This window comes from Streptomyces sp. Edi4 (assembly GCF_040253615.1).
In the GTDB taxonomy this organism is placed as follows: domain Bacteria; phylum Actinomycetota; class Actinomycetes; order Streptomycetales; family Streptomycetaceae; genus Streptomyces.
Genome location: NZ_JBEJGY010000004.1, coordinates 3,840,384 through 3,865,137 on the forward strand (window position 1 = coordinate 3,840,384; position 24,754 = coordinate 3,865,137).

Annotated in this window: 11 protein-coding genes; all 11 read left to right on the plus strand. The window is 73.9% G+C overall.

Annotated elements, in window-relative coordinates; translation table 11 throughout:
* Positions 1–2: 2 nt before the first annotated feature.
* The 11 genes from ABR738_RS19495 (at position 3) to ABR738_RS19545 (ending at position 24,577) form a co-directional block, all read left to right on the plus strand.
* A complete protein-coding gene (locus tag ABR738_RS19495) occupies positions 3–779 on the plus strand; it encodes a thioesterase II family protein (protein ID WP_350231262.1) in 777 nt (258 codons plus the stop codon).
* Entirely contained in the window at positions 776–2,431 is a 1,656-nt protein-coding gene (locus tag ABR738_RS19500; RefSeq protein ID WP_350231263.1) for a condensation domain-containing protein, read from the plus strand. Before ABR738_RS19495 ends, ABR738_RS19500 begins: the two co-directional genes overlap by 4 nt.
* Positions 2,421–4,304: an amino acid adenylation domain-containing protein gene (locus ABR738_RS19505; RefSeq protein ID WP_350231264.1), complete on the plus strand. Its 1,884-nt coding sequence runs from the start codon at positions 2,421–2,423 to the stop codon at positions 4,302–4,304. The genes ABR738_RS19500 and ABR738_RS19505 overlap by 11 nt, the downstream gene beginning before the upstream one ends.
* Entirely contained in the window at positions 4,301–8,935 is a 4,635-nt protein-coding gene (locus ABR738_RS19510) for a type I polyketide synthase (RefSeq protein ID WP_350231265.1), read from the plus strand. The genes ABR738_RS19505 and ABR738_RS19510 overlap by 4 nt, the downstream gene beginning before the upstream one ends.
* Positions 8,928–10,217, plus strand: a complete 1,290-nt coding sequence (locus ABR738_RS19515) for a MupA/Atu3671 family FMN-dependent luciferase-like monooxygenase (protein WP_350231266.1) — start codon at positions 8,928–8,930, stop codon at positions 10,215–10,217. Before ABR738_RS19510 ends, ABR738_RS19515 begins: the two co-directional genes overlap by 8 nt.
* A complete protein-coding gene (locus ABR738_RS19520; RefSeq protein WP_350231267.1) occupies positions 10,214–14,284 on the plus strand; it encodes a non-ribosomal peptide synthetase in 4,071 nt (1,356 codons plus the stop codon). The genes ABR738_RS19515 and ABR738_RS19520 overlap by 4 nt, the downstream gene beginning before the upstream one ends.
* On the plus strand, positions 14,277–15,527 hold the full coding sequence (locus ABR738_RS19525; protein WP_350231268.1) for an MFS transporter: 1,251 nt from the start codon (positions 14,277–14,279) through the stop codon (positions 15,525–15,527). Before ABR738_RS19520 ends, ABR738_RS19525 begins: the two co-directional genes overlap by 8 nt.
* The gene (locus tag ABR738_RS19530) at positions 15,524–18,787 is read left to right on the plus strand and encodes a non-ribosomal peptide synthetase (RefSeq protein ID WP_350231269.1); all 3,264 of its coding nucleotides are present in this window, start codon (positions 15,524–15,526) and stop codon (positions 18,785–18,787) included. The genes ABR738_RS19525 and ABR738_RS19530 overlap by 4 nt, the downstream gene beginning before the upstream one ends.
* A 329-nt stretch (positions 18,788–19,116) precedes the next feature.
* Complete coding sequence (locus tag ABR738_RS19535; RefSeq protein WP_350231270.1) at positions 19,117–20,433, plus strand: enoyl-CoA hydratase/isomerase family protein; 1,317 nt, start codon at positions 19,117–19,119, stop codon at positions 20,431–20,433.
* A complete protein-coding gene (locus ABR738_RS19540; RefSeq protein WP_350231271.1) occupies positions 20,412–22,034 on the plus strand; it encodes an AMP-binding protein in 1,623 nt (540 codons plus the stop codon). The genes ABR738_RS19535 and ABR738_RS19540 overlap by 22 nt, the downstream gene beginning before the upstream one ends.
* Positions 22,031–24,577 (plus strand): non-ribosomal peptide synthetase, encoded by a 2,547-nt coding sequence (locus tag ABR738_RS19545; protein WP_350231272.1) that lies wholly within the window; start codon positions 22,031–22,033, stop codon positions 24,575–24,577. The genes ABR738_RS19540 and ABR738_RS19545 overlap by 4 nt, the downstream gene beginning before the upstream one ends.
* The last annotated feature ends 177 nt before the right edge of the window (positions 24,578–24,754 follow it).

Below are 24,754 nucleotides of genomic sequence, written 5' to 3' on the forward strand. Positions count from 1 at the left end.
GCGTGGACAACGCTACGAGCCGCTGGATCCGCTGCTTCCACCCGAAGCCCGGGGCAGCGCACACCCTGGTCTGCTTCCCGCACGCGGGCGGCTCCGCGAGCTACTACCACGGTCTGTCGGCCGCCCTGGGCCCGGACATCGAGATGCTGGTGATCCAGTACCCGGGCCGCGAGAACCGGCTTTTCGAGGAGCCGGTGGCCTCGGTCGAGGCGCTGGCGGACGCCGTGGCCGAGGTGCTGGGCGCCCGGCTCGGCGACCGGCGGCCCGTCCTGTTCGGGCACAGCATGGGAGCCATCGTCGCCTTCGAGGTCGCCCGGCGGCTGGAGCGGGCCGGTGGCCCCGCCCCCCGTGGGCTCGTCGCCTCCGCCTGCTCGGCCCCCTCGAACCGTTCGCCGCTGGGCGTCGCCGCCGACGAGGAGCCCGATGGCGCGGTGCTTGCGCGGATCATGGGCCTGGGAGGCACCGCCCGGGATGTCGGCGAGCACGCGGAGCTGATCGAGCTCGTGCTGCCGGCGATCCGCGCCGACCTGGCCGCTCTCGATTCCTACCGGGCGCCCGATGACGCCGTCGTCGGCTGCCCGGTCACCGTGTTCGTCGCCGACCAGGACCTCGAAGTCCCGGTGTCCGAGGCCGGGTTGTGGGAGCACCACACCTCCGCGGGGGCAGTGGTGCACCTCTTCGAGGGCGACCACTTCTACCTCGGCAACCAGCCGCAAGCCTTTCTCGACCTGCTCCAGGAAACTGCGCGCACCTCTCGCCCGGAGAACTCACTCGCATGACCACCATGGGATTCGTGGAAGAAGAGCTCGCCCAGATGTGGGCGGAGCTGCTGGACACCGCCGGTGCGGCGCCCGGCCTGGAGTCGGGGTTCGCCGCACTCGGCGGCGGGGCGGACACCGCGCGGCTCCTGGCCGGCCGTATCGACGACGAACTGGGCGCACGCGTCGAGGCGGACGCCCTGCTGGACGCGGACACGCTCGCGGGCATGGCCCGCCTGGTGCGCGCGGCCATGGAGCGGGCCATGGCGGGGGCCCGGGCGGACCGGCCCGCGTCCGGCCCGGCGCCGGCCGGCCCCCGGGCCTGCGCCCGGCCGGAGAGGCCCGAGCTGTCCTTCGCCCAGCAGCGGCTGTGGTTCATGCAGCAGATCGACCCCGAGACCACCCTCTACAACGTACCCACCGTGCTGCACCTGCGCGGCGATCTGGACCGCGCGGCCCTGGGCCGGGCCCTGGACGCGCTCGTCGCCCGCCACGAGGTGCTGCGGACGACGTACGACGCGCCGTCCGGCCGCCCGTACCAGGTGATCCGGGACCCGGAGCCGCTGGAACTCGCGTACACGGACCTGAGCGGCGCCGCCGACCCGGCGGACGAGGCGCGGCGCCTCGCGGCCCAACAGGCGGCGACGGTCTTCGACCTGGCCGTGGACTTGCCGCTACGGGCCCACCTGGTGCGGACCGGCGCTCAGGCCTACCGCCTGATGGTGACGTTCCATCACATCGCCATCGACGGCTGGTCGGTGGAGATCTTCTTCCGCGAACTGGGACGGCTCTACGGCGGCGACACCCTCGCCGATGTGACACCGCACTACGCCGACTACGCGGCCTGGCAGCGCGAACGGCTCCAGGGCAGGACCTTGGACGCGCTCGTCGAGCACTGGCGCGGGGTGCTCGGGGACGACCCGAAGGCGCTCGCGGTGCCGACCGACCGGCCACGCGGCGCCACGCGGAGCTTCCGGGGCGCCGTGGCGACACGCGAGCTTTCGCCCGAACTCGCCGCGCAGCTGCGGGAGTTCAGCCGCCGCGAGCGCGTCACGCTGTACATGACCCTGTTCGCCGGGCTGCACACACTCCTGGCCGGCTGGTCGGGGGCGAGCGACATCACCGTCGGCACCCCGGTCGCGGGCCGGGACCGGCCCGAGCTACAGGAGCTCGTCGGCTGCCTGATCAACATGGTGCCGGTACGGGTCCGGCTGGACGGCGCCCCCGGCTTCCGGGAGCTGGTGGGGCGCGTCCGTTCGGCGGTGCTCGACGCCTCCGCCCACCAGGAGCTGCCCTTCGACAAGCTGGTCGAGGCGCTGGTGTCCCGGCGCGCCCGTGACTTCCTGCCGGTCTTCCGGGTGATGTTCAGCTTCCTCAAGGAGCGGCCGCAGCCCGTCTTCGCCGGTCTCGACGGATGCTCCCTCGACCTCACCGGCCCCCAGGACACGGCCAAGTACGACCTGAGCCTGTACGCGCAGGAACAAGGCGCGGGTCTCGCGCTGACCCTCGAATACGACACCGACCTGTTCGGGCCGGACACCCCGGCCACCCTGCTGGCCGCCTACGAGCGGACCCTGCGCGAGGCGACGGCCCGCCCGGACACCCCGGTGCTCGAACTCACCTCGGCCCGGTTCCCGTCCGGCCCTGAGAGGAACACCCACCATGAGCGTTGACACCATGGCAGCGGCCGTACCGGGGACCATCGACGCGTGGTTCGCGCGGCAGGCGGCCCAGCGGGGCGACGCGGTCGCCGTGACCGGCCGCGACGGCCGCCTGACCTACGGCGAGCTTGAGCGCGACGCGAACCGGCTCGCGCACCACCTGCGCACCCTCGGCGTCGGCCCCGAAGTACCGGTCGCCGTGTGCCTGGAGCGCACCGCGTCCCTGGTGACGGCGGTGCTCGCGGTGCTCAAGGCCGGCGGCGCGTACGTACCGCTCGACCCCTCGGCCCCCGATGAGCGGCTGCGCTTCACCGTGCGCGACGCGCGGGTCCGCGTTGTGCTCACCGACGACGCCGCGCGCGGCCTGGGCGCCGAGCACACCGTGCTGACCGGCCCCGGCGGCGCCGATCTGTCGGCGTACCCGCAAACCGCGCCGGAGGATCCCGGCACGGGCCCGGCGAGTCTCGCGTACGTCATCTACACCAGCGGTTCGACCGGCACCCCCAAGGGCGTCATGGTCGAGCACCGCAATGTGACGGGCCTGCTCACCGGGGTGCGCAGCCGGTTCGGGTTCGGTCCTGGCGACGTGTGGTCGATGTGCGCGTCGGCCGCGTTCGACGTGTCCGTGTGGGAGATGTGGGGCGCCCTGCTGCACGGCGGCCGCCTGGTGGTCGTGCCCGACGACGTACGCCGCTCCCCGCAGGACCTGCACGCGCTGCTGCGCCGCGAGGGCGTCACCGTCCTCAACCAGACGCCGGCCGCCTTCCGCCAGCTCGTCCGGTACGAGGAGGAGCACGCGGGCCCCGGCGCGCCGCCCGAACTGGCCCTGCGCCTGGTGGTGTTCGCCGGAGAGGCGCTGGCGCCCGAGACGCTGCGGCCGTGGATCGCGCGCCACGGTGACGAGCTGCCGGCCCTGGTGAACATGTACGGAATCACCGAGACCACCGTGCACTCGACCTACCGCCGGATGACGTCGGCCGACCTCGACGGCGCGACGGGCAGCATGATCGGCGGCCCGATCGGCGGCTGGAGCATGGACGTGCTCGGCGCGGACGGCGAGCGGGCGGCGGACGGCGAGGCCGGCGAACTGTACGTCGGCGGCGCGGGCGTGGCGCGCGGCTACCTCGGCCGCCCCGCCCTGACGGCCGAGCGCTTCCTGCCCGACCCGGACGCGGCCGTGCCCGGCGCCCGGCGCTACCGCTCGGGCGACAGCGCACAGCGCGCGGCCGACGGCGACCACGCCTACCTGGGCCGCCTCGACCACCAGGTGAAGATCCGGGGCTACCGCATCGAACTCGGCGAGATCGAGAACGCCCTCACCCGCCACCCCGCCGTCCGCGACACCGTCGTGACCGTCGACCAGGACGCGGCGGGCGATCCGCGCCTGGTCGCCTACTGGGTGGCCGCCGCGGGAGTCGCGGCCGGTCCCACCGAACTGCGCGAGCACCTGGCCCCGACCCTGCCCGAGTACATGCTGCCCAACGTGTACGTGGCGCTCGACGTACTGCCGCTGACCGCCAACGGCAAGGTCGACCGGCGCGCGCTGCCCGCGCCCGAGGCCGTACGCCCCGACCTTGAGGCGGAGTTCGCCGCGCCCGGCACCCCCGTCGAGAAGGCCGTCGCCGACATCTGGGCCGACGTGCTCTCGATCGACCGGGTCGGGCTCGACGACGACTTCTTCGAACTCGGCGGCCACTCCATGCTCGCCACCCAGGCCGTCGCCCTCACCAAGGCACGGCTCGGCGTCGCCGCGACGCTGCGCCTGTTCTTCGACCGGCCGACGGTACGGGAACTCGCGAGCGCCCTGGACGACCTGCTCGCCGCACAGCACGACACCGGCGCCGACAGCCGGTCCGCATCCCACCCGCACGGGGAGAACGCATGACGTACGAGACGGATCTGCCGCTGCCCGAGCAGGCCGTGGCCATCATCGCGATGAGCGGCCGCTTCCCGGGCGCCGCGGACGTCGACGAGCTGTGGCGCGCCGTGGTGGCGGGCGAGGAGGGACGCACCTCCTACACCGACGAGGAGCTGGCCGCCGCCGGGGTGCCCGAGGAGTTGCTGAGCGACCCGGCCTATGTGAAGTCCGGCTTTCCGGTGGACGGGTTCGACCGCTTCGACGCCGACTTCTTCGGCGTGACCCGGTCCGAGGCCGAACTCATGGACCCCCAGCACCGGTTGCTCCTGGAGACCGCCTGGCAGGCGCTGGAGCGGGCCGGCTACCCGGCGCGGACCTTCGAGGGGCGCACCGGTGTGTTCGCCGGCACCTCGGGCGCCGGCTACCTGCGGGAGCGGATCGCGAGCGGCGGCGCGCAGAGCCGGATCTCGGACGACATCCAGGTCGCCATCGGCAACGACCCCGGGATGCTGGCGCTGCGGGTCTCCTACAAGCTCGGTCTGACCGGGCCCAGCTTCACCGTGCAGAGCGCGTGTTCCTCGTCGCTGGTGACGGTCCACCTCGCCGTGCAGTCCCTGCTCAGCCGCGAGTGCGATCTGGGGCTCGCGGGCGGCGTCGCGGTGCGCGCGTTCGAGCCGGGCGGCTACCGGTACGAGGAGGGGGCGATCCTCTCGACGGACGGCCACTGCCGCCCGTTCGACGCCGACGCCTCCGGCACCGCCTCCGGCGACGGTGTGGCCCTCGTCGTCCTCAAGCGGCTCGAGGACGCCGTCGCGGACGGTGACCACATCCACGCGGTGATCCGGGGCAGCGCGGTCAACAACGACGGCTCCGCGAAGATCGGCTTCACCGCCCCGTCCCCGCACGGCCAGGCCGAGGTGATCACCGAGGCGCTTGCGGTCGCCGGGGTCGCGCCCCGCACCGTCCAGTACGTCGAGGCGCACGGCACCGCCACCCCGCTCGGCGACCCGATCGAAGTCCAGGCGCTCACCGAGGCGTTCGGCCCCGACGTGCCCGCCGGCTCGGTCCACCTGGGCTCGGTGAAGTCCAACGTCGGGCACCTGGACGCGGCGGCCGGAGTCACCGGCCTCATCAAGGCGGCCCTCGCGCTGGAACACCGCTTCATACCGCCGACCGCCCACTTCCGCGCCCCCAACCCCCGGCTCGCCCTCGACAAGGGACCCTTCACTGTCGACGCCGAGGGCATGCCGTGGCCCGCGACGGAGCAGCCGCCGCGCGCCGGTGTCAGCGCCTTCGGCATCGGCGGCACCAACGCGCACGTCGTCCTCGAAGCGGCCCCCGTGCTCCCGCCGGTGGCGCAGGAGAGCGACGACGCCGACTGGCAGGTGCTGCCCCTTTCGGCCCGTACGCCCGAAGCGCTCGACGCCGCCGCCGCGCGTCTGGCCAGGGCCCTCACGGCACAGGAGTCCGCCCTCGCCGACGCCGCGTACACCCTCCAGCTCGGCCGCGCGGCCTTCCCCCACCGCCGTACCGTCGTGGCGAGCGACCGCGCCGCAGCGGCCGCCGCGCTGGAGCGGCCCGCCGCCGCCGGGGCGCCGGCGCCCGAGCAGGCCCCGGACGTGGTGTTCGTCTTCCCCGGCCAGGGCGCCCAGTACGCCGGCATGGGCGCGCAGTTGTACCGGTCCGAGCCGGTCTTCCGCGCCGCGCTCGACCGCTGCGCCGAGATCCTGCTGCCCCACCTCGGCTGGGACGTGCGCGACGTGGCCTTCGCCACCGACGAGTCGAAGGAGCGGCTGCGCCAGACCCGCTACACACAGCCGGCCGTCTTCAGCGTCGACTACGCCGTCGCCCAGCTGCTCATGTCGTGGGGCGTGCGCCCCGCCGCGATGACCGGGCACAGCCTCGGGGAGCTCGTGGCGGCCACCCTGGCCGGGGTGTTCGAGCTGGAGGACGCGCTGCGCGTGGTCGCCCGGCGCGCCGCCCTCATGCAGGACCTGGCGCCCGGCCGGATGCTGTCGGTCCTGCTGGACGAGGCGGCCCTAACCCGGGCCGTGGACGGTCTGGGAGTGACGATCGCCGCCGTCAACGGGCCGGCCTCCTGCGTCGTCGCCGGCCCGCCCGAGGAGGTCGCCGAGGCGCGCCGCGTCCTGGAGGCCCAGGGGGTGTCCGTACGGGAACTCGAGACCTCGCACGCCTTCCACACCGCGCTGGTCGAGCCGGCGCTGCCGGGCCTCGCGGAGGCGCTGCGCCCGGTGCGGCTGAGCCCGCCGCGCATCCCGTTCCTGTCCAACGTGACGGGCACCTGGATCACCGACGAGCAGGCCACCGACCCCGCCTACTGGGTGTCCCACACCCGTGCGCCGGTCCGCTTCTCCGACGGCGTCGCCACGCTCGTCGAGCGCGGGGCGGCCTTCGAAGACGCGGTGCTCGTCGAGGCCGGTCCCGGCAGCCAGCTGAGCGGCCTCGTGCGCACCCACCCGGACGCGTCACCCGTCGTCACCCTGTTGCGCAAGCCGCGCGGCGATGAGGACCCCGCCGAGCCCCGCACCGTCCGTGCGGGCCTCGCCGAGCTGTGGCGCCGGGGCGTGGACATCGACTGGGCCGCCCTGCACGGCGGCCGGGCCCGCCGCAGGGTGCCGCTGCCCGCCTACCCCTTCGAGGGCCGCTCCTACCTGCTGCCCAAGCCGGAGGCCGACGCCGCGGGGAACGTGCGCACCGACCCCAAGCGGTGGACGTACGCCCCGGTCTGGCATCCCGCGCCGCTCCCGCGCGCCGCCGACGCCGGTGAGGGCCCGCTCAGCTGGCTGGTCCTCCAGGACGACACCGGTCTCACCGAGGCCCTGGCCGCCGACCTGCGCGAGCAAGGCCACACCGTCACCACCGTGCGCAGGGCGGCGTCCTACGCCCGCACCTCCGCGCACGGTTTCGACGCCGACCCCTCCAACGCCGGCCACCTCGGCGACATCGTCCGCGAGCTGCGGCAGGCGGGCGCGGCCCCCGACCGGGTGGTGCACGCCTGGGCCGTCACGGGCGGCCCTGACGATGGGGCGGGCAAGGACGCGGCGGGCCGTTACGCCACCGGCCTGGACAACGGGTTCCACAGCCTGGTCTCCCTCGCCCAGGCGCTCGGCGAGAGCGGCGAGGACCGCCCGGTGCGTATCGACGTCCTCACCGACAGCCTCCAGGACGCGTACGGCACCGCCGTGGTGCGGCCCGAGCGCGCGACCCTGTACGGCGCGGTCACCGTGCTGCCGCAGGAGTACGCGTGGCTGACCTGCCGCGCCGTCGACGTCGTGCTGCCCGCCACCGACGCCGACCGCACCCGTCTCACCGCGCGGCTCGGGGCCGAACTCGCCGGCGGCGGCCGGGAGAACCTGGTCGCCTACCGGGGCGCCCAGCGCCTCCTGCGGGCCTTCGCGCCGGTCGAGCTGGACCCCGTACCCACCGGCCGGGCCTGGCGCGAGGGCGCCGGGTACCTCGTCACCGGCGCGTCCGGCGAGACCGGTCTGCTCTTCGCCGAGCAGATCGTCGCCGGCGGGGCGAGGGCCGTGCTGGTCGGCGACCCGGACTTCCCCGCCGAGAGCGAGTGGGAGGCCTGGCGCTCGGGCGCCGCCGGTGACGACGAGCGGGTGCGCGAGCGGGTCGCCCGGCTCGCCGCGCTGCGCGCCGCCCACCCCGACACCGTCGTCTACCGCGCCGCCGACCTGGCCGACCCGCAACAGGCACGCGCCGCCGTCGAACAGGCGCGGGCCGTCCTTGGCGCCGTCAACGGCGTACTGCACCTCGCCGACGCACGGGGCTCGGGCCTCACCGCGCTCAAGGCCCGCGCGGACTTCGACGCCGTCCTCGCGGCGCGGGTCAGGTCGACCCTGCTCCTGGAGGAGCTGCTGGCCGGGGACGAGCTCGACTTCTTCCTGACCGCCTCCGCCACCACCGGCATCGTCGGCGGCTTCGGCCAGGCCGAGAACTGCGCGGCGTCGGTGTTCCTGGACGCCTTCGCCCAGGCGGCCACCGCCGCCGGCCGGCCCACCGTCACCGTCGACTGGTCGCAGTGGGACTGGGACGACTGGTTCGAGCAGCAGATGGCGGGGCTGCCGCAGGTACGGGAGCTGTACGAGCGGTTGCGTCTGTCCCAGGGCGTCCCGGCCGCCGACGGCATTGCCCTGGCCCGCGCGGCCCTGTCCGGCGGTCTTGCGCAGGTCGTGGTCTCCCGGGCCGACTTCCAGGACGTCCTGGCCGACCAGTCCGGTCTTACGGCGACCTCGTTCACCGACTCGCTCGGCGGCGGCCGGGGGCGCGGCGACGAGGACTGGGACCCGGCCACGGTGTGGCCGGACGACGAACTGGCCCAGTCCGTGGCCCGGGTGTGGCACGACATGCTCGGCGTCTTCCCCATCGGACCCGACGACGACTTCTACGACCTGGGCGGCAACTCGCTGTTCGCCATCCAGATCGTCGGCCGGCTGCGGCAGGCCCACGGCGACTTCCCCATGAGCGCGGTCTTCGAGGCGCCGACCGTCCCGGGACTCGCCGCCGCGATCCGCTCCCACCAGGCCGAATCGATCGGTCTTGACGAGTTCGAGGCACTGCTGCGCGAGGTCGAAAGCCTCTCCGCCGGCGAGGCCGAGGCAAAGCTGAAGGGTGACGACCATGTCTGACGAGCGGTCACGGACCGACGCCGACGACGCCGACGACTTCGAGGTCGCGCGCAAATTGAAGGAGCGGCTGTCCTCGCTCTCCCCCGAGCAGCGCGCCGTCCTTGAGCGGTCCCTGCGCGAGCGCAACGTCAAGGCGCCGGCCGCCGTGGACGCCGGTGCCAAGACGGCGGCGAGGACCGGGACGCCCCGGCGCACCCGCAGGCCGGACAGCACCATGGACTTCAGCCTGTTCTTCTTCTCCGGCGACGGCACGGCCAAGGGCCCCGGCAAGTACCAGCTGCTGCTCGACAGCGCCCGGCACGCCGACGCCAACGGCTTCGACGGCATCTGGGTGCCCGAGCGCCACTTCGTCGACTTCGGCGGCCTCTACCCCAACCCCTCGCTGCTGGCCTCCGCCATCGCCGTACTGACCGAGCACATCCAGATCCGCGCCGGCAGCTGCGTGCTGCCACTGCACCACCCGGTGCGGGTGGCCGAGGAGTGGGCGGTCGTCGACAACCTGTCCGGCGGGCGGGCCGCGATCTCGGCGGCCTCCGGCTGGCACCCGGACGACTTCCTCCTCGCGCCGGGCGACGGGCAGCGGCGCTACCCGCGCCGCAAGGACGAGATGTTCGAGTCGATCGACGCCGTCCAGCGGCTGTGGGCGGGCGAGAGCGTCGACTTCCCGCGCGCCGACGGGACTTCGCAGTCCGTACGCACCCTTCCGCGCCCGCTCCAGGCGACGCTTCCGGTGTGGGTGTCGGCGCAGGGCAGCGTCGAGACGTTCGTACGGGCCGGGGAGATCGGCGCGTACGTCCTGACCGGGCTTGTCGCGCAGCGCCCCGCCGATCTGAAGGACAAGATCGTCGCCTACCGCGAAGCGCTCGCCGGGGCCGGGCACGACCCGGCGAAGGGCCGGGTCACCGCGATGGTCCACACCTACGTGGGCTCCGACGACGACGAGGCCAGGGAGACCGTACGGGGGCCGCTGACCGCGTACCTCAAGACGTTCCTGGAACAACAGGACAGCTTCGGCAGCGAGTTCTCCAAGCTGAACGACGCCGAGCGCGACGTCATGCTCAACGCCACCTTCGAGCGCTACTTCGACTCGCTGGCGCTGCTCGGCACGCCCGACAAGTGCGAATCCCTCATCGAGGACCTGGTGGACATCGGCGTCGACGAGGTCGCCTGCCTCGTCGACTTCGGGCTCGACCCGGGCCAGGTCCTCAAGGGCCTCGACCACCTCACCGAACTCAAGGACCGCTACCGGCACCGGGGCGAGACCGAAGGAGACCAGTCGTGACCGGACTCGCGGACCGGCTGGCCGGCCTCACCCCCGCCCAGCGCGCCCTGCTCGACCGGCGGATGCGCGAGCGCAGCACCAGCGCCGTCACCACCGCGCCCATCGCGCGCAGGCAGCGCGCGAACCGTGTGCCACTCACCGTGGACCAGGAACGCATCTGGCTCATCCACCAGTTCGACCCCGAAGACCCCGCCTACAACGTGTACTTCGCCTCGCGGCTGCGCGGCGAGCTGGACACGGACGCGCTCCAGCGCGCCGTGAACGCGTTCGTGGCGCGCCACGAGGCGATGCGCACCACGTTCGAGCAGGACGGGCACGCCCCCGTCCAGGTGATCCACGCCACCCTTGAGGTGCCGCTGGTCCACCAGGACCTGCGGGGCGTGCCGGCCGAGCGGCGCGAAGAGGAGATGACGCGGCTCGCCGCCGAGGAGCTGCGCAAGCCGTTCGACCTGGTGAAGGGGCCGCTGCTGCGGATCGCCCTGCTCCGCCTGGACGAGCACGAGCACGTCCTGGTCGGCACCGTCGACCACCTGGTCTGGGACCGCGGCTCGATGGGCATCTTCAACGCCGAGATCGCCGAGTTCTACACGGCGTTCGCCACCGGCCGGGCGCCTCAACTGCCCCCCGTCGACGTGCACTACCCGGACTACTGCGAGTGGCAGCCGCAGTGGCTGCGCGAGGAGGTGCGGCGCAAGCACCTGCCGTACTGGAAGAAGCAGCTCGAAGGCGCCGACCTGGTGCTCGAGCTGCCCACCGACCGGCCCCGCCCGCCGCTCCAGACCGCCAACGGCGCCCGCTACCAGTTCCCGCTCACCCCGGAGCTGACCCAGGCCATCCGCGACCTCGCCAAGCGCGAGGACGTCACCGTCAACATCGCGCTGCTCGCGGCCTGGCAGCTGATCCTGCACCGGCTCACCGGGCAGCAGGACATCGTGGTCGGCACCACCTCATCGACCCGCAGCAGGCCCGAGACCGAGCCGATGATCGGCTACTTCCTGACCATGCTGCCGCTGCGCACCACGGTCCGGCCGGCCATGACCGTACGGGAACTGCTCCAGGCGACCCGCACCACGATGATGGGCGCCTTCGACCACCACGACATCCCGTTCGGGACGCTGCTCGACGAGCTCGACCTCGACCGCGACCCGAGCCGCACGCCGATCTACCAGACGTCGTTCATCCTCGTGGACTTCCTCCACGAGGAGGCGACCCCCATGGCCGGGCTGACCGTCGAGGAGCTGATGCTCGACAACGCCACCGCCAAGGACGACGTGATGCTGGGCTTCTTCGACGACCCGGCGCTCGCGGACGACCACTTCCACGGGCTGCTTGAGTACAACACCGACCTGTTCGACGAGAGCACGATGGCCAGGATGGCCCGGCAGATCGTGCGTCTTCTGGAGCAGATGTCCAAGGACCCCGGCCGCGCGGTGCGCGACCTGTCGCTGCTCGGCCCCGACGAGGCCCGCACGCTGCTCGTCGACTTCAACCGCACCGAGGCGGCCCGCGAACCGGGCGCCTGCCTCGACGTCCTGGTACGGCGCCAAGCCGAGGCGACACCCGACGCGGTCGCCGTCTCCTGCGGCGATGAGCACCTGACGTACGCCGGACTCCTTGAGCGGGCCGGCCGGCTCGCCTCGTACCTCCAGGACAAGGGCGTTGAGCCCGAGACCGTCGTCGGCGTCTGCCTCGACCGCTCACTCGACCTGGTGGTCGCGCTGCTCGGCGTGGTCATGTCCGGCGGCGCGTACCTGCCGCTGGACGCGGGACACCCCGCGCAGCGCCTTGCCGACATGACCCACGACGCGGACGCGAGGTTCCTGCTGACCCGGTCGGGGCTGCTCGAAAGCCTCGGGGAGTGCCCCGGCGAGCGGATCTGCCTGGACACCGACGCCGGGGCCGTGGCCGCCGCCCCCGCCGTGCCCGCGCCGCACGCCGCGGGCGAGGACCGGCTCGCGTACGTCATCTACACCTCCGGGTCCACCGGCCGCCCCAAGGGCGTCGAGGTCACCCACCAAAACCTCGCCAACCTGCTGCTCGCGATGGCCGCCGAGACGGGCCTTGGCGCCGGTGACACGCTCACCGCCGTCACCCCCGTCACCTTCGACATCGCGGGTCTCGAGCTGTACGCCCCGCTGATCAGCGGGGCCCGGGTGCACGTGGTGCGCAAGGAGGAAGCGGTCGACGGCCGCCGGCTCGCCGCCGTGCTCGCCGAGACCGGCGCCACCGTCATGCAGGCCACCCCGGCCACCTGGCAGCTCCTGGTGGAGGCCGGCTGGAGCAACGACGGCTCGCTGAAGGTCCTGGTCGGCGGCGAGGCGCTGCCCCCGGCGCTGGCCGAACGGCTCGTCCGCGAGCCCGGCCGCACCTGGAACGTCTACGGTCCGACCGAGACCACCATCTGGTCCACCGCGCACCGGCTCGACAGCGGCGCCGAGCAGATCTCCATCGGCCGCCCGCTGGACAACACCCAGGTGTACGTCCTGGACGAGCGCCTGGAGCCGGTGCCGGTCGGCATGCCCGGTGACCTCTACCTCGGCGGCACGGGAGTCGCGCGCGGCTACCGCGGCCGGCCCGCGCTGACCGCGCAGCGGTTCATACCCGACCCGTTCGGCAACCGGCCCGGGGCGCGCCTTTACGCCACCGGGGACAAGGCGCGGCTGCGCGAGGACGGCACGCTCGTCTTCCTGGGCCGCGACGACGGCCAGGTCAAGCTGCGCGGCTTCCGCATCGAACTGGGCGAGATCGAGGCCCGGTTGGAGGAGCACCCGGCGGTGCGCCGCGCGGTCGCCCTCGTGCGCGAGGACCGGCCGGGCGACCAGCGGCTGACCGGTTACGTCGTGGCGGCGGACGGCGCCGCCCTTGGCGCCGAGGAGCTGCGCGAGCACCTGCGCCGCTTCCTGCCCGACTACATGGTCCCGGCCGCCTTCGTCACCCTGGACGCCTTCCCGCTCAACACCAGCGGCAAGATCGACCGCCGGGTCCTGCCCGAGCCCGTCGTCGAGCGGGACGCGGCGAGCTACGTGCCGCCGCGTGACGCGGTCGAGCTGGAGGTCGCCCACATCTGGGAGGAGGTGCTGGGGGTCAGGCCGATCGGTCTGCACGACCGGTTCTTCGACCTGGGCGGCCACTCCCTGCTCGTCCTGCGGCTGATGGCCGAGATCGAGAAGCGGTTCGGGCAGCAGCTGCCGATGGCCGCGATCTTCCGGGGCGCCACCGTCGAGCGGTTCGCGAGGATGCTGCGCGAGGGCTACCAGGACGAGGCGGACGTCCACCTCGTGGAGATCGGCTCCGGCACCGGCTCCCCCGTCTTCTTCGCCCACCCGGCCGGCAGCGAGGTGGTCTGCTACATGCCGTTCGCCGGGCTCATGGCCGGCAAGGACCGGCCGCTGTACGCCCTGGCATCCCCGCCGCCGGTCGAAGGGGCCCTGCCCTACGCCGACTTCGGGGCGCGCGCCGCGGCGTACGCCGAGCTGATCCGCGCGACGCAGCCCGAGGGCCCGTACACCGTGGCCGGCTGGTGCTACGGCGGCACCAACGCCTTCGCCGTCGCCGGCGAGCTGGAGAAGACCGGCGCGCGGGTGTCCGTCGTCATGATGGACTCGCACCCGCCCGCCGAGGTCCCCGAGGGCTCCGAACCCGACCCGGCCGAGATCGTCGAGGCCATCGCGGCGAACCTCCAGTGGGACTACGGCGACGCGCTGAAGTCCGTCGAGGAGCTGAAGGGGATGACCCCCGACGAACACCTCGACTACCTCCTCGCCATCGCCCGCGCGTCCGACTACCTGCCGCCGGACGCCGGACGCGAGCAGGTCCGCGACATCCTCGACCTGTGGGTCGCCAACCTGCGGCTCGTCTGGAACTTCCGCCCCCTGCGCGTCAGCGGCCCGGTCACGCTGATCCGCGCGGCCGAGGAGACGTACGACTCGACCGAGGCGTGGCGCGCGCTGACCACCGGCGGCGAGGTCGATGTCAGGGTGGTCGACGGCAATCACTACACGATGATGCGCCGGCCCTTCATCGAGGGCGTCGCCGCGATTTTGAACGAGGTGGTCGACCGTGCTTGAACTGCTCAAAGACCGTACGTACATCCGCTATTGGGTGGCTGTCGTTGCGTCCTTCCTCGGTGACGCCATCACCAAGATCACCCTGATCTACGTGGTGGCCACCGAGACCTCCAACCCCGTCCTGTACGTCTCCCTCGTGATCATCGCGCAGCTGCTGCCCTCCGGCGTGCTGGGGGCCTTCGTCGGGCCACTGGCCGACCGGTTCCCGGCGCGCGGCCTCATGGTGGGCGCCGACCTGGTCCGGGTGGCGCTGGTCCTGGCCATGATCCCGGTCCGGGACTCGCCGCTGCTGCTGCTCGTCCTGATCCTGCTCTCCGGCATCGCCAAGGCGTTCTTCGAGACGGCCCGCATCACCGCGATCCCGCTCATCGTGCGGGGCCACAGCATCCCCACGGCGGTCGCGCTGTTCCAGTCCACCAACCACACCCTGAACCTGGTGGGTCCGGCGCTCGGCGGTCTGCTCCTCGCGTTCGGCAGCGTCTCCGCCGTCTTCGCCATCGACGCGGTGACGTTCGTGATCTCGGCGGTGCTCCTTGCCAGCATCGCGGTCCTGCGCGAGGTGCCCGTCCCCGGCCCCGACAGCGGCCGGGAGTCGTACTGGAAGTCGCTGGGCACCGGCATATCCGGGGTGCTCGCCGTGCCGTCGCTGCGCTTCCTCGCGCTCGTCCTCGTGCCGGTGATGCTCGTCCTCGGGCTGTTCACCACCAACCTCAACTCCCAGCTCCTGAACGTCTTCGACCTGTCCGCCTTCAACTTCGGCCTGGCCCAGGCCGCGTTCGGCGCGGGCTGCGTGGTCGGCGCGCTGACCGGTCCGCCTCTGGTGCGCCGGTTCTCCGACCGGGGGCTGCTCATCGGGTCCATCGTGCTGTTCGGTGTCTCGCTGCTGCTGCTCGACCCGGCCGGCCGGCTGCGCGGCACGCTGGGCGTGGGCGTCGTCCTGGTCTGGTGCGTGCTGGCGGGGATCGGCTCCGGTCTCTTCCAGGTGCCGGTGGCCAACACGCTCATCAGCGACCTGCCCGAGGAACTGCGCGGGCGCGGGGTCGGGCTGCTCAACGCCCTGATGGTCAACTTCACCATCATCGGCGTGGTCGTCGGCGGCCTGGTGGCCGACCTGATGGGCATCGCCGACTCGATCATCCTGGCCGGCGGGCTCCTGATTCCGGCGGCCGCGGTCCTGGCCGCCGCGTCGGTGCGCGACAGGAACAGGCAGAGGGACCGGTCCGCGGCCGAGGTGGCCTCATGACGGCCACCGAGCGGCCGCTGCCGCTCACCCCGGCCCAGCGGCGGCTCTGGGCGCTCGCCCAGGTCCGCCCCGACGACCCCTTCTTCAGCATCCCCTTCAGCATCGGCATCGACGGCCCGCTCGACGCGGCGGCCCTGGGGCGCGCCCTGGAGGAGCTGGTACGCCGTCACCCCGCCCTGCGCACCCGGATCGTGCGCGGCGCCGACGGCGAACCCGCGCAGCGCGTCACCGCGCCCGGGCCGTTGGAGCTGCCCGTCGTCGAGGCGGCGGGCGAAGCCGACGGCCTGGCCGAGGCGTTCGCCCGCGAGCCGTTCACCGTGGACGGCGGCCCGCTGCTGCGGGTACGGCTGCTGCGGTTGGGCGACACGACGCACCGGCTGCTCGTCGGCGTCCACCACATCGTCTTCGACGGGGCGTCACTGGACGTCTTCGCCTCCGAACTGACCGCCCTGTACGACGCGTTCACGCAAGGGCATCCCTCCCCGCTGTCGGAGCCGGACGTCGACCACGCCGCGTTCTGGGCCCGGCGCACCGAGGACGACGAGCGGGCCGCCGCCGCGAACCTGGCGTACTGGACCCAGCGCCTCACCGGCGCGCCCGAGGTACTGGAACTGCCCCTCGCCGGGCCCCGCCCGGCGAGGGGCGGCCACGAGGGAGAGCGGCGTACGGCCGTGATCCCCCACGACGTCGTGGAACCGCTGCGGCGGCTGGCACGGACCAAGCGGTGCAGCCTCTTCATGGTGCTCAAGGCCGCGTGCGACGTGGTGCTCAGCCAGTACGGCGGCACCGACGTGCTCACCGGCATGGCCGTCTCCGGCCGGGACACCACCGAGAGCGCCGGGCTCCTCGGCTACCTCACGCGGCCCGTGGTGCTGCGCGCCGACCTGTCCGGCGACCCGCGGTTCGCGGAGCTGCTGCACCAGGTGCGCGGTGACCTCCTTGACGCGCTGGACCACGCGGATCTGCCCGTCGACGAGGTCATGGACCGGCTCGGGGTGGCCCGCGACCCGAGCTACCACCCGCTCTACCAGGTCATGTACACCCACCAGCCGGCCGCGCCCGTGCGGCGGGCGGCGGACGCGGTGTTCACGGTCGGGGAGCTGCGCCTGCCGACCATGAAGACCGACCTCGCCATCGACACGATCGAGACCGACGAGGGCCTGCTCGCCCTGGTCGACTACCGCACGGCCCTCTTCGAGGACGCGAGCGCCGAGCGGCTGCTCGTCCGGCTGCGGACCGTGCTGGAGCGGGTGGCCGCCGATCCCACTGCCCGGGTCTCCGCGCTGCTGCGGCCGACCGCCGCCGAGCGGCGGCTGCTCGTCGAAGAGTGGAACCCGGCGCACGACACGGACGCGGACGCCGACGGCGGGGTGCTGCACGCGATGGTGGCCGACCAGATCATCCGTACCCCGGACGCGGTCGCCGTCGCGGACGGGTCGCACACCTGGACCTACCGCCAACTGGGCTGCGCCGCCGCCCAGTTGACGGCGCGCCTCCTGGAGCACGGCGTCGCGCCGGGGGCGCCGGTTGGGGTCTGCGCGCCCAAGTCCTTCGCGCTGGCCGCCGCCCAGCTGGGCGTGCTGGCCGCGGGCGGGAGCTGCGTGCCGCTGGACCCGGAGTCGCCGGCCTTCCTGCTGCGCCTTGCCCTGGACGACGCGGACGCGACCACGGTGCTCGCCGACCCGGGCTCCTCCTCGCTGTTCGACCACACGCGGGTGCGCGTGATCGAGCTGGACGCCCTCGCGGAACCGGCGGACTCGGCGGGTCTCGCGAACTCGGCGAACTCGGCGGACTCGGCGGCGGCCGGGGGCGGTCCCGCCCTCGCGCTGCCCGCCGTGCGGTCCGCCGACGCCGCCTATGTGCTGCGTACGTCGGGCGCCACGGGCGACCCGTTGCCGGTGCTCGCCGAGCACCGCAACCTCGCCTCCCGGCTGCGCTGGGCCCACCGGGAACTTCCCGCCGGGGCGCTCGACGCGGTGGCGCAGCTCAGCCCGCCGGACTCGCCCGGCGCGGTGTTCGAGCTGTTCGCGCCACTGACCTCGGGCGGCCGCGCGGTGGTACCGGACGGCGCGTCGCCGGCCACGGTGTACGCCGCGCCGTCGGTACTCGCGGGCATGCTCGCCGAGGCAGAGGCAGAGGCAGAGGCCGGGGCCGCCCTGCCGACGGCGGCCCTGGTGGGGGGCGGCCTCCTGGCCCCCGCCACCCTGCAAGCCGCCCGGGCCGCCGGCATCTCCCAGGTCCACCACCTCTACACCGCCGCCGAGACGGCGGGCCCGGCCCTCGGCGGACCGGCCCGCTCCGACGCGACAGGCCGCCCGGTGCCGCTCGGGCTCCCGGCGGGCTGCACGGCCTACGTCCTCGACCGGCGCGGAGACCTGGTCGCGCCGGGCGTCGTCGGTGAGCTGCACATCGGGGGCGCCGCCGTCACCCGGGGCTATCTGAACGATCCGCGCCGCACGGCGGAGCGCTTCCTGCCCGACCCGTACGGGAAGCGGCCGGGCGGCCGCCTGTTCGCCACCGGCGACCTGGCGCGGCACACGCCCGACGGGCACCTGGTGTTCGCCGGCCGGGCCTCGGAGCAGGCCCTGGTGCGCGGGGTCCGCGTGGCCTGCGCCGACATCGAGGCGGCGCTCATGGGGCATCCCGGCGTCGCACTCGCCCAGGTATGGGCCGGGACGTCCGGCGGCCTCGACGCGGCGGTCACCGCCCGGCCGGGAGCGGCCCTGAGCGCCGACGCGCTGCGCGGGCACCTGCGCGAGCTGCTGCCCGGCCACGCGCGGCCCGCCCGGATCGGTGTCCTGACCCGGATGCCGCTGCTGCCCGGCGGCCGGGCGGACCGCGGCGCCGTCAAAAAGGCGCTGGAGCAGGCCATCGCCGAGGAGGCGCGGGCGGCGCGCGACGCGGAGCGGCCGCCGGCGAGCGCCACCGAGCAGCGCGTCGCCGCCGCCTGGCGGGACGTGCTGGGCCGCACGGTCGGCCACGGCGAGAGCTTCTTCGACGCGGGCGGCAACTCGCTGCTGCTGATCCGGCTGCGCGACCGGCTGCGGACCGCGCTGGAGTGCGAGGTCGACGTGGTCGATCTGTTCCGGCACTCCACCGTGCGGGCCATGGCGGCCTTCCTCGGGGAGGGCGCGGACGGCTCCTCGGGCCCGGCAGGAGCCCCGGCCGCCGCCGGAGCGGGAGCGGAGGAGCGCGGCCAGGCCCGGCTGCGGGCCCTGCGCGCCCGGACCAGGGAGCGCACGCCGGGACGGTCGCGATGACCACGGCTGAAGGACGACCCGGACCGTACGGACCGCCACCGCCCGGGCGTGGAGGTGGCGGCCCGCGCGACGACGCGGCGCGTGACGCGCACGACGCATACGAAACCGGCAGCGCGCCGGACGCGGGTCACGGGCGTCACGGGGGTCACGGAGGTCACGAGGGTCACGGAGGTCACCGAGGTTACGCGGGCCACACAGGCGACTCAGGCAGCTCAGGCAGCTCAGGCGGCCCAGGCAACGCAGCCGGCTCAGACGCCGCAGACGACGCACACGCCACACACGACGCACACCACACGATGACCACGGACAGCGCTGGAAGCGGGGGCGGCATGACGACATCGACGACGACCACGGGTGAACCGGCGCCCACACTCGGGCAGGGCTATGCCGCCGACCGTGCGGCCACCGTCGACCATCTCGCCCGCCTGGAGGACGCGTTGTCGCGCCCCGGCGCGGACCGCGCGGCGACGGGCCCCCTGCACACGGCGGCGCGCCGCGCCCGGCGGCGCTTCATGGAGTGCCACGCGGAGAGTCTGTACGACGAACTGACCGACGGGCGGCGCGAGTTCCTGCGTCTGAACGACCTCGCCCTGCGCGCGGCCGAGCTGATGCCCGGCCTCGTACCGACGAAGGAGCAGAACGAGCAGGAGCGGCGCAGGCCGCAGCGCGACAAGGAGGGCCGCGAGAGCGACCACGGCATCTTCTTCTGGGGTCTGCTGCGTTCGCCCGTGGCGGGTCCGCACCTCATGGAGGCCATGCGCAGGCCGACGGAGAAGGCGCTGGCCGCGCTGTCCGGCTTCCGGGCGACGGGCCACGCCGACTTCGGTCTCGTCTCGGTGCGCCGCCGGGGCGACCTGGGCGAGGTGACCGTGCACAACACGCGGTTCCTCAACGCCGAGGACGACCTGCTGGTCGCGGCGCTCGAGGCGGCCGTCGACCTCGTGCTCCTGGACGACTCGGTACGGGTGGGGGTGATGCGCGGCGGCCCGATGACGCACCCCCGCTACGCCGGGCGCCGGGTGTTCAGCGCCGGCATCAACCTCACTCGCCTGTACGAGGGCGAGATCTCGCTCATCGACTTCTTCCTGGGCCGCGAACTCGGCTACATCAACAAGATCTTCCGGGGCCTGAGCGCCCCGGACGACGGCGCGAGCTGGCTGCCGGAACCGGTCGAGAAGCCGTGGATCGCCGCCGTGGACACCTTCGCGATCGGCGGCGGGGCGCAGATCCTGCTCGTCTTCGACCGGGTGATCGCCGCCGAGGAGGCCTACTTCACCCTGCCGGCACTGCGCGAGGGCATCATCCCGGGCGCCGCCAACCTGCGGCTGCCCCGCGTCGGGGGCAACCGGCTGGCCCGGCAGGCGATCTTCGCCGACCGCCGGATCGACGCGGCGTCGCCCGAGGGCCGCCTGTTGTGCGACGAGGTGGTCCCCGCCGACGGGCTGGACACGGCCGTGCGGGCCGCCGCCACCGAACTCGCCCACCCGGCCGTCATCAACAACCGCCGCGTCCTGCACGCCCACGAGGAGCCCGAAGACGTGTTCCGCCACTACATGGCCCTGTACGCCGTGGAGCAGTGCAGGCGGCTGACCAGCAGCGACCTGGTCGAGAACTTGGAACGCACATGGATATCGAGGAACCGATGACCCCCGACCCGCTCACCCCGCGCCTTCCGCACCGCACGATGTACCAGTGGTTCGAGGAGTCGGCCCTGCGGCTGCCCGGCCACGCCGCGCTGGAGATCGGCGACGAGGCCCTGACCTACGCCGAACTGCGCCGCCTCGCCCTGGTGCTGGCCGCCCGCATCGTGCGCAAGCACGGCGGGGTGCCCGACCGGGTCGCGCTGGTCGCCGCGCGTTCGGTGGGCGCGTACGCCGGATACCTGGCGATCCAGCGGCTCGGCGCGGCCGTGGTTCCGCTGAACCCGGACCACCCCCAGCAGCGCAACCTCGACGTCGCCCAGCGCGCCGGGGTCACCGTCGCCCTGGTGGAGGAGCGGGCCGCCGAGCTGTTCACCCGGCTCCCCGAGCGCCACCGGCCGACCGTGCTTGAGCTCACCGAGGACGAGCGCGCCGAGGACGACCTGCTGGAGGAGGCGCTGGAGGAGGCGCTGCCGCCGGTCCCCTCGGACCTCGCCCGCGAGGCGTACATCCTGTTCACCTCGGGCTCGACCGGCCAGCCCAAGGGCGTGCCGATCCTGCACCGCCAGTTCTCCCCGTACCTCGAACACAACATCCCGCGCTACGAGATCGCTCCGGGCAGCCGCCTCTCGCAGGTGTTCGGCCTGACCTTCGACGCGCACGCCTTCGACCTCTTCGTGGCCTGGGGCGGCGGCGCCACCGTGGTCGTGCCGTCGGCCGCCGATCTGTACACGCCGGTCGACTTCATCGTGGAGCGGAAGCTGACCCACTGGTTCTCGGTGCCCTCGGTGGTGCGCGAGGCGCAGCGGCTCGGCAACCTCCCGCTCGGGCGCTGCGTCACGCTCAAGCACAGCCTGTTCGGCGCCGAACCGGTCACCGCGCAGCACGCCGCGCTGTGGCACGAGGTGGCGCCGCACTCGCGGATCCACAATGTGTACGGCCCCACCGAGCTCGTCATCTGCTGCTCCAACCACCTTCTGTCCGGCCCGAGTTCGGCATGGCCCGAGTTCACCGGCGGCACGGTCCCGATCGGCACGATGTACCCGGGCATGGAGGGCGTCCTGCTCGACGAGGACGGACGCGAATGCGACGAGGGCGAACTGTGCGTGCGCGGCCCCCAGCGCTTCGACGGCTACCTCGACCCGCGCGAGAACACCGGCCGGTTCCTGTCGTACGAGCCGGGCGGCCAAGCAGCCGTGTACGACGGCTGCGGGCCGCTCACCGACCGCCACTGGTACCGCACCGGCGACCGGGTCCGGCGCGAGGGCGACGTGATGGTGCACTGCGGCCGCCTCGACCAGCAGGTGAAGGTCCGGGGCCACCGCGTGGAGATCGGCGAGGTGGAGGCGGTCGTCCGCCGCCACCCGGCGGTCGTCGACGTCGCGGTGGTGGCGCTGGCCACGGCGGAGGGCGAGACCGAACTGGTCGCCGCCTACGCGGGCCGCGAGACGGACCCCGCGCGGTTCGACGCCTGGCTGCGCGAGCAGGTCCCGCTGCACATGGTGCCCGCGCGCCTCACCCGGCTGGACGCCCTGCCGCTCAACGACAACGGAAAGACGGACCGCAACGCGCTGGCGCGGATCCTCGGCACCCCGGAGGGGTCATGACTGACGCGACCGTGCTGGACCAGTGGCGCGCCGAACTGGACGGCCTCGAACCCCTGGAGCTGCCCGCCGACCGCCCGCGCTCCTCGGTGCGCGAGCCCGGCACGGCCCGGTGCACCCGCACCGTCCCGGCCGCCACGGCCGACGCCCTGCGCAAGGCCGCCGCCGGATACGGCGCGCCGCTGCCGGTCGTGCTGTTCGCGGCCTACCAGCTGCTCCTGGGCCGCTGGAGCCGCCGGGCGGACGTGGCCGTGGGCACACCGCTGGCGGGCGAGCTGAGCGTCATACGCACCGGCCTGGCCGGGGCCGCGTCCTTCGGGGAGCTCGTGGAGCGGGCCGGCGCCGCACTGCGTGGGGCGCGGTCCCGGCCGCGGGTCCCGTTCCAGGACCTCGTCGCGGCCCTCGCTCCCGCGGCCGACGCCGGCCACCACCCGCTCGTGCAGGCCCTGTTCGCCCAGGACGCCCTGCCCGCCACGCCCCCCGGCGCCTGCCCGCCCGATCTGGCGCTGGTCTTCGAGGAGCGCGCGGCGGACATCGAGGTGCGGGTCGACTTCAGCACCGCGCTGTTCGAGACGGCGAGCGCCGAGCGGTTCACCGGGAACTACCTCACCCTGCTCGCCGCCGTCGCCGAGGCGCCGGGCGCCGACCCGGGCGACCTCGACATCCTCGACGCGGCCGAGCGGCGCCTGCTGCTCACCGAGTGGAGTTCGCGCCCCTCGGCGTACCCGGGCGCGGGTTCGGTCCCGGGTCTGGTCGCCGGGCTGGTCGCCGCGCAGGCCGGGCGGACCCCGGACGCGCTCGCCGTCGTGTTCGGCGACGAGGAAGTGACGTACGCCGCGCTGAACAGCCGCGCCAACCGGCTGGCCCGCCATCTGCGCTCCCTGGGCGTCGCGCCGGACGTACCGGTGGGTGTCTGTCTGGAGCGCGGTCCCGAGCTGATCGTCACGCTGCTCGCGGTGCTGAAGGCGGGCGGCGCGTACGTGCCGCTGGATCCCGAACACCCCGTGGAACGGCTCGACTTCGTCCTTCGCGACACCGCCGCGCCCGTCGTCGTGACGCAGGAGTCGCTGCGCGAACGGCTCGTGGGCGAGGGGCGGGTGCTCGTCGCCGTCGACACCGACCGCGCCGCGCTCGCCGCACACCAGGACGCGGACCCCGAGCCGGCCGCCGGGCCGGACCACCTCGCGTACGTCCTCTACACCTCCGGGTCCACCGGCACGCCCAAGGGCGTCGCGATCACCCTCGGTTCGCTCCTCGATCTGCTCTTCGGCATGCGGGAGATCTTCCCGGCGCCCGCGAGCGACCGGGTCCTGTTCACCACGTCGGCGACCTTCGACATCGCGGCCGTCGAGGTGTTCCTGCCCCTGATCACCGGCGGCCGGATCATCGGCGCCGACCGCGACCAGGTCCGCGCGCCCCGCGCGCTGGCCGCCCTGATCGACCGGCACGACGCCACCCTCGTCCAGGCCACGCCGTCGGCCTGGCGGCCCCTGCTCGACGCGCTCGGCGACCGGCCCGAGCCGCGCGGACTCACCCTCTTCACCGCCGGTGAGGCGCTGCCCGCCGACCTGGCGGCGAAGATGCTGCGCGCCGGGCGCCGGGTCGTCAACGGCTACGGCCCGACGGAGACCACCGTCTACGCCACCGTCGCCGAGATCCGCGACGCGGCGGGACCGGTCCCGATCGGCCGGCCCACCCCGAACACCGAGGTGTACGTCGTGGACGAGGCGGACCGGCCGGTGCCCGTCGGCGTGCCCGGTGAACTCCTCATCGGCGGCAGGGGCGTGGCGCGCGGTTACCTCGGCCGCCCGGACCTGACCCGGGAGCGGTTCACCGCGCACCCCTTCCCCGCGCACGCCGCCGAAGGCCCGGGGGCGCGCGTGTACCGCACCGGGGACCTGGTGCGGTGGCTGGCGGACGGGAACCTGGAGTTCCTGGGGCGCCTCGACCACCAGGTGAAGGTGCGGGGCTTCCGGATCGAGCTCGGGGAGATCGAGTCCGCGCTCCTCGCCCACGAGGACGTCGCCTCCTGCGTGGTGACGGTCCGGGAGGACGTGCCCGGCGGCGTACCGGGCGAGAAGGCCCTCGTCGCGTACTGCGTTCCCGTTGACGGCCGCGCGCTGAGCGTCACCGCCCTGCGCGAGCGGTGCGGGGCGAGCCTGCCCGGCTACATGGTGCCCGGCGCCTTCGTCTTCCTGGACCGGCTGCCGCTGACCACCAGCGGCAAGACGGACCGCGCCGCGCTGCCCGCGCCGGACGGCGAACGCACCGGTCTGGACGCCGAGTTCGTCGCGCCCCGTACGCCCGCCGAGCGCGCGGTCGCCCGGATCTGGGCGGACGCGCTGTGGGCCGACGAGGTCGGGGCCCACGACGACTTCTTCGAGCTGGGCGGCGACTCGCTGACCGCCACCCGGGTCGCGCTGCGGCTCCAGGAGGAGTTCGGTCTGGAGATCCCGGTGCAGGTGGTGTTCACCTGCTCGACCGTCGAAACGCTCGCGAAGGCCCTGACCCAGGCGCGCCGCGCCGGCGGGTTCCCCGCGGCCTGACCCGGCCGAAGCGCCCCCCGCGGACCGCCGCCTCGGCCGTCCGCAGGGCCCGCGCACCCCTTCGCGCGCCGACTTGCCCCGATACGCACCGAAATCCGCAGCGACACCACCCGTACGTACACCCGCCCCGGCGCAGGCCCCCACCCTGCGCGGGCCCCGGACCACAGAGGTTGACCC

Coding starts and splice junctions, on each gene's coding strand:
- ABR738_RS19500 (WP_350231263.1), top strand. CDS start 776: ATGACCACCATGGGATTCGTGGAAGAAGAGCTCGCCCAGATGTGGGCG.
- ABR738_RS19505 (WP_350231264.1), top strand. CDS start 2,421: ATGAGCGTTGACACCATGGCAGCGGCCGTACCGGGGACCATCGACGCG.
- ABR738_RS19510 (WP_350231265.1), top strand. CDS start 4,301: ATGACGTACGAGACGGATCTGCCGCTGCCCGAGCAGGCCGTGGCCATC.
- ABR738_RS19515 (WP_350231266.1), top strand. CDS start 8,928: ATGTCTGACGAGCGGTCACGGACCGACGCCGACGACGCCGACGACTTC.
- ABR738_RS19530 (WP_350231269.1), top strand. CDS start 15,524: ATGACGGCCACCGAGCGGCCGCTGCCGCTCACCCCGGCCCAGCGGCGG.
- ABR738_RS19535 (WP_350231270.1), top strand. CDS start 19,117: ATGACGACATCGACGACGACCACGGGTGAACCGGCGCCCACACTCGGG.
- ABR738_RS19540 (WP_350231271.1), top strand. CDS start 20,412: ATGGATATCGAGGAACCGATGACCCCCGACCCGCTCACCCCGCGCCTT.
- ABR738_RS19545 (WP_350231272.1), top strand. CDS start 22,031: ATGACTGACGCGACCGTGCTGGACCAGTGGCGCGCCGAACTGGACGGC.